The following is a 14,747-nucleotide window of genomic DNA, read 5'->3' as shown; positions in this document are numbered from 1 at the left end:
AACCGGGTCCACATTTTTTTGCAATGCGTTATGGTGCCCGCCGTCTGATCCTACGGGCCATCTTTATGTCGTCTCCCATCCTCGTGACCGGCGCCGCCGGGTTCATCGGCTATCATGTGACTCAGCGCCTGCTGGCGCAGGGGCAGCATGTGGTGGGCGTGGACAGCTTCACCCCGTATTACGACGTCGCCCTGAAAGAGGCCCGCTTCGCGCGGCTTACCCCGCACAATATCTTCACGCCCGAGCGCATCGATCTCGCCGACGCGGAGGCGACGCGCGATCTCTTTCAGCGCCACCGCTTCACTCGCGTGATCCACCTTGCAGCCCAGCCCGGCGTGCGCTTCGTCGATCCCCGGCCCTATGCCGCCTCGAACCTCATCGGGTTCATGAACATGCTCGAGGCCTGCCGCCACGGTGGGATCGAGCACCTGGTCTATGCCTCCTCCAGCTCCGTCTATGGTGCGAACCGCAAGCTGCCCTTCTCCGAGCATGACGGCACCGAGCACCCGATCAGCCTCTATGCGGCCACCAAGAAGGCCAACGAGATGATGGCGCATTCCTACGCCTCTCTATTCGGCCTCCCATGCACGGGCCTGCGTTTCTTCACGGTCTACGGCCCCTGGGGACGCCCAGACATGGCGGTATACAAGTTCACGCACGCCATCGCCGAGGGCCGCGAGATCCAGGTGGCCAATGCGGGTAAGGTCTGGCGCGATTTCACCTATGTGGACGACATCGTGGAAGGCATCCTGCGGCTGGTGGAACATGCGCCCAAGGCCAATCCCGATTGGAACGCCGAATATCCCGATCCCGCAACGAGCGCCGCGCCGCACCGGGTCTACAACATCGGCAACGACAACCCGGAAGAAGTGAACCACCTCGTCGCGATCATCGAGAATGCGCTCGGCAAAAAAGCCAACCGCGTGGACGTACCCCTGCCGCCGGGCGATGTTCTCGAAACCCGTGCGAACGTGACGGACCTGCGCCGCGACGTGGGCTTCGCGCCTTCGACATCACTCGAAGACGGCGTGAAGCGCTTCGTCGAATGGTACAAAGAATATCACGGGGCTTGAGAGATATGATCCCGGTTTATTTTACGCTGCTGGGCCTATGGCTTGCCATTTATATACCAGCCTTTCTGCTCTCGGCCGGCCCTGATCCATATGCAGGTTTGGGGATCGTATTCGCGCTGGCATTTTTGATCCCTGCGAGTTTATTTTCGATCATCCTCATCGCTCTCCTGCGGCCATTTCTTGTGCGCTATGCCTTGGCTCGTCCCAACGCCCGCTCAAGCCACAAGGATCCGACACCGCAAGGTGGAGGCATTGCGATTATCGGCGCGGTAGTGATGGCGGTAGCGCTGCCATTGCTTGTTTTGGGTTGGCCGGACAAATGGTCCATCCTGTTCGTTCTCGCAGGCGTATCCATCGCTCTGGCGGCAATTGGTGCTATCGATGATATTCGTCCATTGCCTGCAAGCTTTCGCATTCTTCTGCAAACAGGAGCCGTCGCGGCGGTTATCCTGCCGAGCGATCTCAGGATTCTTCCAGAAGAGTTTCCGTTATGGCTCGAACAGCTTCTTCTGGTTTTCGCTGGCGTCTGGTTCGTTAACCTCGTCAATTTCATGGATGGCCTCGACTGGATGACCGTCGCCGAGATGGTGCCAGTGACGGCAGCTATCGCGATCCTTGCCAGTATGGCTCATATATCGTCACCTGTTGGCGTGGTGGCCATCGCGCTCTCTGGCGCCCTCCTTGGCTTCGCCCCGTTCAACAAGCCCGTCGCGCGCCTCTTCCTCGGCGATGTGGGCTCGCTCCCCATCGGCCTGCTCGTCGGCTGGATGCTGCTGGAGTTGGCGGGCACAGGCGCGCTCGCCGCAGCGCTCCTGCTGCCGCTCTACTACCTGATGGACGCCACCATCACCCTGCTGCGCCGTCTCGCGCGGCGCGAGAAGGTGTGGGAGGCGCATCGCAGTCATTTCTACCAGCAGGCGACGACCAACGGCTTCTCCGTCATGTCCGTCGTCACGCATGTGTTCGGGCTCAACCTTGTCCTGGCCGCTCTCGCCGCTATGACACTCGCATGGCCGTCCGGCATCGTGCAGGCTGGCGCTCTCGTTGTGGGAATCGTTCTCGTAAGCCTGGTTCTCCGGCGCTTTTCCCAGCCGCGCCCTGTTTCGTCCCTGGAGGTTTCCCGATGAGTACACCCCTGATTGCCCTGACCGGCGCCACGGGTTTCATCGGCCGTCACCTTCTGAACGAGTTGCCCAGGCGCGGCTACCGCGTGCGGGTGCTGCTGCGCCGGCCCGATCAGGTGCCCGAGGGCGCATCGAGCGCGGTGATCGGCGATATCGCCTCGCCCCAGAACATGGCGGCGGCTTTGCGCGATGTGGATATGGTGATCCATTCGGCGGGCCTGGCGCACGCCATGTCGGGCCAGCCCGAAAACGACTATCGCACCATCAACACGGAAGCCACGATCAAACTCGCTCAGGCCGCCGAGCGCGCAGGCGTGAAACGCTTCATCTTCCTCTCCTCCATCCGCGCGCAGAGCGGGCCGGTGGCGAAGGGCGTTCTGACCGAAGAGATGGAGCCGCAGCCGACCGACGCCTATGGCCGCTCGAAGTTGGAAGCCGAAAGGGGCTTAAGCCAACTCGGCCTGGACTGGGCGGCGCTTCGCCCGGTGCTGGTCTATGGACCGGGCGTGAAGGGCAACATGGCGGCGCTTCTGGCGCTTTCGCAATCGCCCTGGCCGCTGCCGCTCGGCGGCTTGAAGGGCAAGCGCTCGCTTCTCTCCCTCGACAACCTCACGGCGGCTCTGGACATTCTGCTCAAAGCGCCCGGTCCCTTGAGGCGCGCCTTCATCGCGGCAGATCCGGAGCCAGTGACAGTGCCTGAGATCGTGGCGGCGTTTCGCAAAGGCTTCGGACGCGGGCCGGGGCTGATCCCCGTGCCGTCCTTCATGCTCGGCGCCGCCGCTTCGCTCACGGGGAAGGCCGAGGCCTATGAGCGCCTGTCGGGCTCACTCGTGGCGAGCCCGGAGGCGTTGAGGCGGCTCGGCTGGCAGCCCGTCAATTCGACGCGAGACGGGCTTGCTGAACTGGCGCGGCAGGCTGCGGCGGAGCAGAGCGGCGCTTGAATTCGGGGATCGCGTCCTCGAACACCTTCTCCGCCGCCGCGCGGTCACCGGCCTTGAGGGCACGGTCGAGCGCATCCAGCCATTGATCGACCTTGGTGCGGTCGGCGAAGATGGGCTTCGCCGCCATGACGCCGTCGATGCCGATTTCGGTGCGCGGTTCCTCGCGGGCAAAGAGGATCTCATGGAGACGCTCACCCGGCCGCGTGCCGGTGACAGAGATCTCGATATCCTCGCCGGGCTCATAGCCGGCCAGACGAATCATGCGCTCGGCGAGTTCGTAGATGCGCACGGGCTGGCCCATCTTCAGCACGTAGACCGAAGCGCGCTCATCGCTGTTCGTGGTCTGCATGCGGATGCTGCCCTGGTCCGCATGAGAGGCGGAGGTGAGCACGAGATCGGCGGCTTCGCGTGTCGTCATGAAGTAGCGCACCATGTCGGGATGCGTGACCGTGATCGGCCCGCCCCGCGCGATCTGCGCCTTGAACTTGGGAACCACCGAACCAACCGAGCCGAGCACGTTGCCGAAGCGCACGGCGATGATGCGCGTGGCGCCGTTGCGGCCCATGAATTCGGCATCGAGAGCCTGCCCGTACATCTCGGCGAACCGCTTGGTTGCACCGAGCATCGAGACGGGATCGATGGCTTTGTCGGTGGAGATCACCACCACCTGATTGGCGCCGGCCTCCACCGCCGCATCGGCCACGTTCACCGAGCCGAACACATTGGTCTTGATGCCTTCGGTCCAGTTTTTCTCGAGATAGGGAACATGCTTGAGGGCGGCGGCGTGGAACACCACGTCGGGGCGGAACGCGTTCATGACCTCGCGAACACGCTCCCGGTCACGCACGTCGGCAATGACGCCGTCCACATTCGTATCGCTGGAGAGAAGCGTCGGGTTTTCGAGAATGTGATGCAGCGACGGCTCGGAGCTTTCCACGATCATCAGATCGCTCGCCCCGAAGGCGACGACGCGGCCGCAGATTTCCGAGCCGATGGAGCCGCCGCCGCCGGTCACCAGCACGCGCTTGCCGCGAATGAAGTTCTCCAGCCGCTGCCGGTCGATCTGCACCGTGGGGCGCAGCAGCAGGTCCTCGATTTCGAGGGGCGCCAATTCCGCATCGCGCATGCCTTCGCCCAGGCTCGTGACGCGCACGAGCGGCAGACCGAGGCGGCGGGCGCGGGCAAGCAGCATGTCCGGATTGGCCTCAGGCGCGAGCGCGCCGGGGGTTGCCACGAGACGGCGGATCGCCTCGCCGCGCTCCTGGAAATCCTGGATGACCTGCTCGATGTCGGTGAAGGTGCCCAGCACCGGCACGCCGCGGATCGACTGGCCGAGATCGTCCGAGCGGTAGGACAGGATGCCCTTGGGCCGCATCTTCTTGACGGTGCCCGTCTCGATGGCCCGCAGCACCACCTCCACATCGCTGCCGCGCCCGAGCAGCAGGGTCGGCGTGTTGGAATCGCGCTGGATGGTCTGGCGCGAGCGGGCGTATTTCACATAGCGGAAAGCAAGGCGCGGGCCGCCCAGCAGGAACATCTGGATCAGCCAGTAGAGGGCGATGGTGATCTTGCCGAAAAAGAAGAAGCCGAAGAATTGCGGCGAGAGCAGCACGTAATCGACCACGAGCAGAGTCAGCGCCAGCACCGTGGAGGCCCGGAAGATATTGAAGAGATCGGGCAGGGAGGCGAAGCGCCACTTGGACCGGTAGAGGTGGAAGATCCAGTAGACGACGCCCGCATAAAGCACGAAGGGCGGCAGGAACAGCGGCAGATGACTCAGGCGCTCATTCAGGAGGCCGCCTTCGAAGCGCACGTAGAACGTCGCGACGACGGCGGCAGCCGTCATCCCGAGATCGTGGACGACGATGAGCGCTTTCTTGAGACTCTGACGATTCATGTGCGTGCCAACTCTAGAGCATCGGGCGGAAAAGTGGACCTGGTTTTCGCGAGCGCGGACCGCTAGTTCCACACGAACGATGCTCCCATCCAAGGAGAAAGCATCGCGCGGAACCCGGTCCGCGTCGGCGACTCGAAGGGCCACGCCCGTGAAGAGTGGTCCCGGGTTGCCCAAACCCACGATGCGCCGCTTCATAAAAGGGGCATGGAATGTAAAGAAAAGGGCTAATTCCCTTAACCTTTGCTTTCTACGCCTTGGCTCGCGGTATCGACCGCGCCTCCCCCTTTGTCAATGCAATAATATGACCGCTTTGCCCGCTTGCAGTGCCGCTGCTCGGCCTAAGGCAAGGGCCGTTCCGCCACCACGATGAGCCGGCCCTCTTCGTGGGAAACATGTGCCGCGATGCCGAAGCTCGCGGCAAGCTGGGCTTGCGTCAAGACGGCCTCAGGGTTTCCGGACGCCGCCACTTGCCCCCGGTCGAGCAGGACGATCCGGTCGGCGAAGCGGGCGGCGAGCGTCAGGTCGTGCATGATGACCGCGACCGTGCGGCCCATGCGGGCCTGGGTTTTCAGCACGTCGAGCACGGTGAGCTGATGGCGCGGGTCAAGGGCGGCGACGGGCTCGTCGGCCAGGAGGATCGGCGCCTGCGTCGCCAGGGCCCGCGCCAGCAGCACCCGAGCCCGCTCGCCGCCCGAAAGTTCCAGGGCCGAGCGGGCTTCATAGTCCTGGAGCCCGACGGAGCGGATCGCCGCCGCCACGGCCTCACGGCCAAGCGGAGGCAGCGCGTCGGGCTTCTCGCCATGGGGCAGGCGGCCGAGCGCCACGACGTCGGCCACGGGGATCGGCCAGGCAATGCCGCCGCTCTGGGGCAGATAGGCGACGGCGCGCGCGCGCTCGGCTGCGCGCAGATGGCTGACGGGATTGCCGTCGAGCGTCACCTGGCCCTGGGACGGCTCGATCAATCCGGCCAGGGTCTTGAGGAGCGTGGTCTTGCCCGCGCCGTTCGGGCCGACGATCACGGTGAGCCGGCCGGGCTCCAGATCGAGATCGATGCCAAACAGCGCGCGGCGGGCGCCGAGATCGACCGAGAGGGCGTGAGCCTGCATCATACCGGAATCTCCGCGAGCTCGGCCTTGCGGCGGGCGATGACCCAGAGAAAGAACGGCACCCCGAGAATGGCGGTAAGCACGCCGATCTTCACCTCGGTCTGCGAGGGGATGAGGCGCACCGCGCAATCGGCGGCGAGCAGCAGGGCCGCGCCCGCAAGTCCCGAGGGCACGAGGGTACGAGCCGGATCGTAGCCCGCGAAGGAGCGCACGAGATGGGGCGCGACGAGGCCCACGAAGCCGATGGAGCCCGCCACGGCCACCGATGCGCCCGTACCGATGGCGGCGCCTGCGACGATGAGAAGGCGCAGGCGCGTCACATTCGTGCCGAGGCTGCGCGCGGTCTCCTCGCCCAGGGCCAGGGCCCGCAGGCCCGTGGAGGTGGAAAGCACCAGGGCCGATGCCGCGAGGATGAAGGGCAGGGCCAGCCACACATGCAGGCCCGATCGGTCCTCGAAGGAGCCGAGGAGCCAGAACACGATCTCGGTGACGGCAAAGGGATTGGGCGAGAGGCTGATGGCGAGCGATGTGCCCGCCCCCGCGAGGCTGCCGATGGCGAGGCCCGCAAGAACGAGCACCACCACGGTCGCCCGCCGCCCCGCCACCGCCACCACGAGGGCGATGGACAGAAGCGCGCCCGCAATCGCCGCCATGGGCAAAGCCCAGGAGAGAGCGCCGACGAGCCCCGAATAAAGCACGAGCACGGCCCCGAACGCCGCCGCCTGAGGCGCCCCGAACACCGCCGTATCGGCCAGAGGATTGCGCAGGAGACCCTGCAACGCTGCCCCAGTCAGCCCGAAGATCCAGCCGACGAGGAGCGCCAGGAGCGTGCGCGGCAGGCGGATCTCCCGCACCACGATGCTGGCGCTGCCCTGATCCGACACGAGCGCCACCAGCGCCCGCCACGGCCCGATGGGTGCGGGACCGATGGCGAGCGAGGCGAGGCTTAAACCGCCGATGAGGAGGATCAGGCCGGAAATGAGGGATAGACGGGAGCGGAGCATGAACGGGTTCGATGTTGTCCCATCCGCGATAGCAACAGCAGTACCGGGTGTCACTATTCCAGTTGCTCACGCGTCATCCCCGACGGCGCAGCCGATCCGGGGTCGTCGATATGGCGCTGTTCCCTCCCCTGCGGGGAGGGATCAAGGGTGGAGGTCGGAAAGTCAGAGAGCTTCGCTTCATCCAGCATGCCGAGCAAGCTCTACCGGCATCCCCTCTCCCGGGTGGGAGAGGGGCAGGGGTGAGGGCCCGCCCTTTCCGGATAAGGTATTCCCTCACCCGCCGCGCTGACGCGCGTCGACCCCTCCCACACGGGAGAGGTTAGTCCCGCGCTTTATTCTGAAAGCACTCACCCAGCCGGACCACCCTCACCCTAACCCTCCCCGCAAGGAGGAGGGAACATACGCGGCGCGCATGAATGCATGTTCGATCTCGCTCAACTCCATGCTACGAAGCGGTTTCGCGCCACCGCACAAGCAAGATCGAGGAATCGGCATGAACCGTTTGTTCTCCAGCCTGCCCACCACCGTCTTCGAGGTCATGTCGAGTCTTGCCCGCGAAACCGGCGCGATCAATCTCGGCCAGGGCTTTCCCGACGATCCGGGGCCGGAGGATGTGCGGCGCGCCGCAGCGGACGCGGTGCTGAACGGCTATAACCAATATCCGTCGATGATGGGCCTGCCCGAACTGCGCTCAGGAATCGCCGCCCATTACAAGCATTGGCAGGGCGTCGATCTCGATGCGAACACGGAAGTGATGGTGACGTCCGGTGCGACGGAAGCGCTCGCCGGCGCGATCCTCGGCATCGTGGAGCCGGGCGACGAGGTGGTTTTGTTCGAGCCCATGTACGACGCCTATCTGCCGCTGGTGCGGCTCGCCGGCGGCATTCCGAAATTCGTAACCCTTCAGCCGCCGCATTTCCGGCTCACCGAAGAGGCTTTGGCGAAGGCCTTCTCGCCGAAGACCAAGGCCGTGGTGTTCAACAACCCGCTCAACCCGACGGCAACCGTGTTCTCGAATGAGGACCTCGCTCTGCTCGCCGAGTTCTGCCGCAAGTTCGACGCCATCGCCATCTCCGACGAGGTCTGGGAGCACGTCGTGTTCGATGGCGTCACACATCAGCCGGTGCTGGGCTTGGACGGCATGCGCGACCGCTCGGTGAAGATCGGCTCGGCGGGCAAGATCTTCAGCCTCACGGGCTGGAAGGTCGGCTTCGTCTGCGCCGCGCCGCACATCGTGAAGGTGCTGGCGAAATCCCACCAGTTCCTCACCTTCACCACGCCCCCGAACCTGCAAACCGCCGTGGCTTACGGATTGGCCAAGGATGACAGCTACTTCCTGGACATGCGCAAAAACTTCGCCCGCAGCCGCGACCGCTTAACGGACGGTTTGCGAACGCTCGGCTTCGATGTGATTCCGAGCCAGGGCACCTACTTCCTCAACATCGACATCACGCCGCTGGGCGAGCCCGACGACGTCGCGTTCTGCCGCCGCCTCGTCATGGAACACGGCGTCGCCGGGATCCCGGTCTCGGCCTTCTACGCGGAAGGCGCGGTGAAGAACGTGGTGCGCTTCTGCTTCGCCAAGAAGGACGCAACCCTCGATGCCGGCCTGGAGCGGCTGGCGGATGTGGTGAAGCGGGCGGCGTGATGCGAAGGGGATAGGCTTAAAGCAGCCTTGACGGGGCGGCTAAGAGGATTTCAACTAAGCGCCTAGCCGGTCACGGCTTTTTCTTGCTTTCTTGAGGAGTTCCCACCCCTGATGATCCGTCTTCTCGCTTCGGTTGCTTTGGGCCTCGGCCTTGTTACCGCCGCCGCCGCTCAAGAGCGTGTGGTCAACGTCTATAACTGGTCCGATTACGTGGACCCCAAGGCGCTCGACGAGTTTACGAAACAGACCGGCATCAAGGTCGTCTACGATACCTACGACAACAACGAGATCGTCGAGACGAAGCTTCTGGCCGGCAAGTCCGGCTATGACATCGTGGTGCCCTCAGGCCCCTTCGTGCAGCGCCTGATCGGCGCAAAAATCTTCCAGAAGCTCGACAAGTCGAAGCTTCCGAACCTCTCGAACCAATGGCCCGAGGTCTCGCAGCGCCTCGCCGTGTTCGATCCGGGCAACCAATATGCCGTCAACTACATGTGGGGCACCACCGGCATCGGCATCAACACCAAGAAGGTGAAGGAAGCCTTGGGCGACATGCCGCTCAACACCTGGGACCTGGTGCTGAAGCCGGAAATCGCCTCCAAGCTCAAGGCCTGCGGCATCTACATGCTCGACTCACCTGAGGATCTCTTCCCCGGCGTGCTGGCCTATCTCGGCCTCAACCCGGATTCCAAGCGCCAGGAAGATCTGAACAAGGCGGGTGACGCGCTCTACCGCATCCGCGGCAACATTCAGAAGTTCCACTCCTCTGAGTACATCAATGCGCTCGCCAACGGCGATATCTGCGTCGCGGTGGGCTATTCGGGCGACATGGTTCAAGCGAAGAACCGCGCAGAGGAAGCCAAGAACGGCGTCGAGGTGGGCTACGTGATCCCGCGCGAGGGCGCGCTCATGTGGTTCGACAGCTTCGCGATTCCGGCGGATGCCAAGAACGTGACCGAGGCGCATGAGTTCATCAACTTCATGATGAAACCTGAGATCGCCGCCATGAACACGAACTTCGTGTCCTATGCGTCGGGCAATCTCGCCGCCAAGCAGCATATCGACAAGGCGATCCTCGACAATCCGGGCATCTACCCGGACGAGGCCACCATGAAGCGCCTCTTCACCAACACGGCCTATGACGAGCGCTCCCAGCGCGCCGTCACGCGCCTCTGGACCCGCGTGAAGACGGGCCGTTAATCACCCGCTCAGGTTTCTCCTGACAAGATGTAACGCCCTTGCAGCTCCGCCTTCGGGCGGAGCTGTTGTCTTTTGAAGGACGTTACGACCATGCGCCTTGTCCACACTCTCGCCTTCGCCGCCGCTCTCGGCCTTGCCGCCCCGGCACTCGCCCAGCCGACACCGGCTCCCCGCCAGCCCACCATCAGCGTCATGGGAACGGGCGAAGCCGAGCTGAAGCCGGACTTCGCCACCATCGTCGTCATGGTGGAGACGGAAGGCGATACGGTGCCGAAGGTGGTCGCCGACAACAAGAAATCGTCCGACGACGCCATCGCCCGCATCGGGGCCCTCGGCGTGAAAAAGGACGATGTGCGTACCCAGAACTTCCAGGTCTTCGAGACGCCGATCCGCACGGACAAGGATGGCAAGGAGATCAAGGTGCCGAAATTCACCGCCCAGCACCGCCTGCGAATCAAGATCACCGATCTCGACGGCGTCGGGCGCATCGCGGGCGAGATCCTGTCCGGCAGCAACATGCTGTTCCAGTCCGTCTCCTTCGGCCTCAACCGGCAGGAAGAGGGTGGCGATGCCGCCCGCCGCGCAGCCGTGAAGGATGCCCGCCGTCAGGCGGAGCTCTATGCGGACGCCGCGGGCGTGGGCCTGGGCAAGCTTCTGACCATCAGTGACGGCTCGGCTCAGCCCTATGCGGCGGAGTTCAATGATGGCGTGCAGATGCGGTCCATGGCGAAAGCCGCCCCTATGGAAGCGCCCATCGTGCCGCCCGCGACCCTGCGCTACACGGCCAATGTCCAGATGGTGTGGGAAATCGCCGAGCGCCCGTAGAGCATCGGACCCAAAAGTGGACCCGCTTTTGGGGTCAGATCCGATGCTCCACTCTATAAAGAGCGTATCTTCGATGCACCAGTGGGCGCTCAGGCTGCCTTGGGCATCTCGGTCATGATGGCGTAGAGGGCCGTCGCGTCCTTGGTGGCGCGCACCCGCTCGATGAGGCCGGGCTCGCGCAGCACCCGCGCGACCCGCGCCAGGGCCTTGAGATGGTCGGCGCCGGCCCCTTCGGGCGCGAGCAGCAGGAAGAGAACATCCGTCTGCTGGCCGTCCAGGGCCTCGAAATCGATGGGCTTCTCCAGCCGGGCGACGAGGCCGAAGATGCGGGTGAGGCCCGCAATCTTCCCATGGGGAATGGCGATTCCCTCGCCGATCCCGGTCGAACCGAGGCGTTCGCGCTGAAGCAGCGCTTCGTAGATGGCGTTCTCGGGCAGGGCCGTCAGGCGGGCCGCATGCGCAGCCAGCTCCTGAAGGGCCTGCTTCTTGCCGCTCACGCGCAAGGCGGGGAGAACGGCCTGGGGGTCTAGAAAATCCAGCAAGGGCATCGATCACGCTGCATTATGGTGTGAAGCTTATTCAGCCTCCAACCGTTCCAGGCAAAAACCGGGCCAAGAGGGTTACCCTTCAATATCGGGCTATCCTTCAAGGCTGAGCTGGCGGCGGGTCGACCCAACCGATCGCTCCGTCGCCGCGGCGGTATACGACGTTAACGCGTCCGGTGCTAGCGTGGATGAACACAAGGGCGGGAGCGCCGGTGAAATCGAGATTCATCACCGCATCGCTGACCGAAAGGCGATGCAGCGGCTTCGTGGTCTCCGCGATGACGATCGGGTGATAAGCCTCTTCCTCGACCGCTTCGTCGGTGGGAGATTCCAGCACCGCATAAGGCGCTTCCAGGCCGCTCTCGCGGCCGCCATTGGGTACGGCATGGCCTTTCAGGCGCTGCTTGTACTTGCGCAGGCGCTTTTCGATTCGCATTGCCGACTGGTCGAAGCTGGAATAGGCGTCCTGGGCCGCGCCGGAGGCTTCGAGCGTCATGCCAGAGGTCAGGTGGAGCACGCAATCGGTACGAAAGCCGGTGCCGTCGCGGGCGACTGTCACATGGCCGGAATAGCCGCCATCGAAATATTTCGACATGGCCCCCGCCACGCGGTCCCTGACCTGGCCTTGAAGAGCCTCGCCTATATCGAGATTCTTGCCGGATATTCTCAATGTCATGGCGTTTCCTTCTTCCCTGCCCCGGTTAGTGGGGTCTTGAGCCGATGATGACCGTCCCCATCGGCAATGCAAGCTTTTCGGCGAGCTTTCCGGCAAGCGTTTCGCGGCTCATGAGGCCCTGTACCTGTTCCGCCTCCTGCGTTCGGCGGAGGACGGGATGCGCAAGGCCTCCCGGTATTTGGCGACCGTGCGGCGGGCCACGTCGATGCCTTCCGCTTTCATTTTCTGGGCAAGTGCCTCATCCGAGAGCACATCGCTTGGCTCCTCGGCGTCGATCAGCTGCTTGATCCGGTGGCGCACGGCTTTCGCGGAGTGCTCGCCCTCGCCGGTCGCGGCACTGAAGAAGAACTTCATGGGGTAGGTCATGCCCGCATGGCCGATAGCCTTGTTGGCGGCAACGCGGGAGATGGTCGATTCGTGCATGCCGATGACTTCCGCCACGCTCTTCAGGGTCATGGGACGCAGCGACCCGATGCCCTCGCTGAAGAAGCTCTGCTGCTGGCTCACGATCTCGGTCGCGACCTTCAGGATGGTCTTGGCCCGCTGGTCCAGGCTGCGGGTAAGCCAGCTCGCGGCTTGGAAGCAATCGGACAGGAAGCTCTTATCCTCCTCCTGCCGTACTGCTTTGGCCACCTCGGCATAATAGGAGCGGTTGAGCAGGATGCGCGGCAGGGTCTCGGGGTTCAGCTCCACGATGAAGCTGCCCTCGGTCGAGGACCGCACCAGGGCATCGGGCACGAGAACGTGAATCGGGGCGGAGACGAAGGCGAGGCCGGGCTTGGGCTCCAGGCGGCGGATCTCGGCGATCATGTCCGCCAGATTCTCCCGGTCGACGCCGCAGTGCCTTTGGAGGGCCGCGAAATCCTGCCGGGCGAGGAGATCGAGGCGGGAGAGCAGGGCCTGCATGGCCGGATCGAACCGGTCGCGCTCCTTGAGCTGGATTTCCAGACATTCCCTTAAATTTCGCGCGCCCACGCCCGCGGGCTCGAAGGTCTGGATCAGGTGTAAAGCCGCCTCGGCCTCGGCCAGCGGCACGCCGAGCCGGGCAGCGACCTCGGCGAGGTCATCGGTGAGGTATCCGGCCTCGTCGAGACTGTGAATGAGGTCCCGGCCGATGGCCCGTAGCCGTGAATCGGCGGATGCAAGGTCCAGCTGGCCCTCGAGATGTCCGGTCAGGCTCACTGAGCCCGCAATCGAGGCCTCCAGCTCCGGCTTCAGCTCCGTATGGCCGGCAGGAGCCTGGCCGGAGGCGCCCGCTACCGCTTCGCCCCTGAGCGGCGCGGGACCGGGCACCATGCGAGAGCCGGCCTCCGTATATTTCTGCTTGGCGCGCAGGAAATCGGCGAGGCTCGGCGGAGGCGCATCGCCATTGACATCGCCTTCCTGGAGCAGAGGATTGCGCTCGAGCTCGGCCTCCACATAGGCCGCGAGTTCGGCGTGCGAGAGCTGCAGCAGCTTGATGGATTGAACGAGCTGGGGAGTCATGACCAGGGATTGGCCCTGGCGCAGCTCAAGCCGTTGCATGGAACTCATCACGGCACCCAGCGACGTTTCCGGCACGCTCCTTGCATGCCTTCCTTCTTTTTACGCCGATGCCTGCCGGTCCGTCAAAAGGTACGTCGTCCTAGAAACAGCACGCTCATTCCCTCCCCTTGCGGGGAGGGCTAGGCTGGGTGAGCGATCAAACCAGTCCATACTGACGTCATCACCGGCCTTGTGCCGGTGATCTCGATTGTTTGAAGCGCCGCGCTTTTCCAACCGGGATGGCCGGCACAAGGCCTTCCATGACATGGTAGGGCTGTTGTGCTGGCTGGATTGGTCGAAGCACTCTGACTTTGCGACCCCACCCTTGATCCCTCCCCGTAAGGAGGGAAAGAGCCCGCGTCATATCTTCAGAGACGGAAATCCTCGCCGAGATAGAGACGCCGCACTTCCTCGTTAGACACGATGGCATCCGGCGAGCCCTCGGTGAGCACGCGGCCGGAATGGATGATATAGGCGCGGTCGATGAGGCCCAGGGTCTCGCGGACGTTATGGTCCGTGATCAGCACGCCGAGGCCGCGCCGGGTGAGGTGGCGGACCAGGTTCTGAATGTCGCCCACGGCAATGGGGTCGATGCCGGCGAAGGGCTCGTCGAGGAGCATGAAGGTCGGCTCGCCCGCAAGCGCGCGGGCGATTTCGCAGCGGCGGCGCTCACCGCCCGACAGGGCAATGGAGGGAGCTTTGCGCAGGCGCGAAATGTTGAACTCTTCGAGAAGCGCGTCGAGCTTGCGCTCGCGCTCCTTGCGGCTCGGCTCCACGATTTCGAGCACGGCGCGGATGTTGTCTTCCACGCTCAGGCCACGGAAGATCGAGGCTTCCTGCGGCAGGTAGCCGATGCCGAGGCGCGCGCGGCGGTACATGGGAAGGCCCGTCACATCGTGCCCATCGAGGCTGATGACGCCGCGATCCGCCGAGACGAGGCCGGTGATCATGTAGAAGATCGTGGTCTTGCCCGCGCCGTTGGGGCCGAGCAGGCCCACCGCCTCGCCCGCACGCACGTTGAGGCCCGCATCCTGCACCACGGTGCGGCCGCGATAGCTCTTCTGCAGGCCCTTCACGGCCAGGATGCCCGGGCCGCCGAAAACGGATCCGTCATGGCTGAGGAAGGACGCAGGCGCGGAGCTCGCCGGAACGCGGTCCAGAAGGCTCGTGGTCGAGGCGCCGGGTTG

The 14,747-nt window shown here is 64.3% G+C and carries 13 protein-coding genes; 6 read left to right on the top strand and 7 right to left on the bottom strand.

Annotation, left to right across the window (positions count from 1 at the left end; all coding sequences use genetic code 11):
- The first annotated feature begins 65 nt into the window (after window positions 1–65).
- The 3 genes from AB4Y85_RS08880 (at window position 66) to AB4Y85_RS08870 (ending at window position 3,138) form a co-directional block, all read left to right on the top strand.
- On the top strand, window positions 66–1,073 hold the full coding sequence (locus AB4Y85_RS08880; protein WP_441984518.1) for an NAD-dependent epimerase: 1,008 nt from the start codon (window positions 66–68) through the stop codon (window positions 1,071–1,073).
- A gap of 104 nt (window positions 1,074–1,177) precedes the next feature.
- A complete protein-coding gene (locus AB4Y85_RS08875) occupies window positions 1,178–2,200 on the top strand; it encodes an MraY family glycosyltransferase (RefSeq protein ID WP_441984656.1) in 1,023 nt (340 codons plus the stop codon).
- On the top strand, window positions 2,197–3,138 hold the full coding sequence (locus tag AB4Y85_RS08870) for an NAD-dependent epimerase/dehydratase family protein (RefSeq protein WP_441984517.1): 942 nt from the start codon (window positions 2,197–2,199) through the stop codon (window positions 3,136–3,138). Before AB4Y85_RS08875 ends, AB4Y85_RS08870 begins: the two co-directional genes overlap by 4 nt.
- On the opposite strand, the gene AB4Y85_RS08865 is transcribed toward AB4Y85_RS08870, so the two are convergent.
- From AB4Y85_RS08865 to AB4Y85_RS08855, 3 genes are all read right to left on the bottom strand, one after another.
- A complete protein-coding gene (locus AB4Y85_RS08865; protein ID WP_441984516.1) occupies window positions 3,071–5,035 on the bottom strand; it encodes an SDR family NAD(P)-dependent oxidoreductase in 1,965 nt (654 codons plus the stop codon). The genes AB4Y85_RS08870 and AB4Y85_RS08865 overlap by 68 nt on opposite strands.
- A gap of 338 nt (window positions 5,036–5,373) precedes the next feature.
- A complete protein-coding gene (locus tag AB4Y85_RS08860; RefSeq protein WP_441984515.1) occupies window positions 5,374–6,144 on the bottom strand; it encodes an ABC transporter ATP-binding protein in 771 nt (256 codons plus the stop codon).
- A complete protein-coding gene (locus AB4Y85_RS08855) occupies window positions 6,141–7,145 on the bottom strand; it encodes a FecCD family ABC transporter permease (RefSeq protein WP_441984514.1) in 1,005 nt (334 codons plus the stop codon). Before AB4Y85_RS08855 ends, AB4Y85_RS08860 begins: the two co-directional genes overlap by 4 nt.
- A gap of 493 nt (window positions 7,146–7,638) precedes the next feature.
- Between AB4Y85_RS08855 and AB4Y85_RS08850 the strand changes: the two genes are divergently transcribed.
- From AB4Y85_RS08850 to AB4Y85_RS08840, 3 genes are all read left to right on the top strand, one after another.
- Complete coding sequence (locus AB4Y85_RS08850; protein ID WP_441984513.1) at window positions 7,639–8,793, top strand: aminotransferase; 1,155 nt, start codon at window positions 7,639–7,641, stop codon at window positions 8,791–8,793.
- A gap of 111 nt (window positions 8,794–8,904) precedes the next feature.
- Entirely contained in the window at window positions 8,905–9,990 is a 1,086-nt protein-coding gene (locus tag AB4Y85_RS08845; RefSeq protein ID WP_441984512.1) for a polyamine ABC transporter substrate-binding protein, read from the top strand.
- A gap of 90 nt (window positions 9,991–10,080) precedes the next feature.
- Window positions 10,081–10,815, top strand: a complete 735-nt coding sequence (locus tag AB4Y85_RS08840) for an SIMPL domain-containing protein (RefSeq protein ID WP_441984511.1) — start codon at window positions 10,081–10,083, stop codon at window positions 10,813–10,815.
- 89 nt (window positions 10,816–10,904) lie between these two features.
- Here AB4Y85_RS08840 and ptsN read toward each other — a convergent pair whose 3' ends face one another.
- The 4 genes from ptsN to lptB form a co-directional block, all read right to left on the bottom strand.
- Entirely contained in the window at window positions 10,905–11,363 is a 459-nt protein-coding gene (gene ptsN / locus AB4Y85_RS08835; protein ID WP_441984510.1) for a PTS IIA-like nitrogen regulatory protein PtsN, read from the bottom strand.
- A 97-nt stretch (window positions 11,364–11,460) separates the two neighbouring features.
- A complete protein-coding gene (gene hpf / locus AB4Y85_RS08830; RefSeq protein ID WP_441984509.1) occupies window positions 11,461–12,036 on the bottom strand; it encodes a ribosome hibernation-promoting factor, HPF/YfiA family in 576 nt (191 codons plus the stop codon).
- Between the two features lie 108 nt (window positions 12,037–12,144).
- The gene (rpoN, locus tag AB4Y85_RS08825) at window positions 12,145–13,569 is read right to left on the bottom strand and encodes an RNA polymerase factor sigma-54 (protein WP_441984508.1); all 1,425 of its coding nucleotides are present in this window, start codon (window positions 13,567–13,569) and stop codon (window positions 12,145–12,147) included.
- 359 nt (window positions 13,570–13,928) lie between these two features.
- Window positions 13,929–14,720: an LPS export ABC transporter ATP-binding protein gene (gene lptB / locus AB4Y85_RS08820; protein ID WP_441984655.1), complete on the bottom strand. Its 792-nt coding sequence runs from the start codon at window positions 14,718–14,720 to the stop codon at window positions 13,929–13,931.
- Between the last annotated feature and the right edge of the window lie 27 nt (window positions 14,721–14,747).

It is taken from the genome of Microvirga sp. 2YAF29 (assembly GCF_052114605.1).
Lineage (GTDB): Bacteria > Pseudomonadota > Alphaproteobacteria > Rhizobiales > Beijerinckiaceae > Microvirga.
The sequence above is the reverse complement of the archived record's forward strand: the minus strand, read 5'-3'. Positions and strand labels throughout refer to the sequence as shown.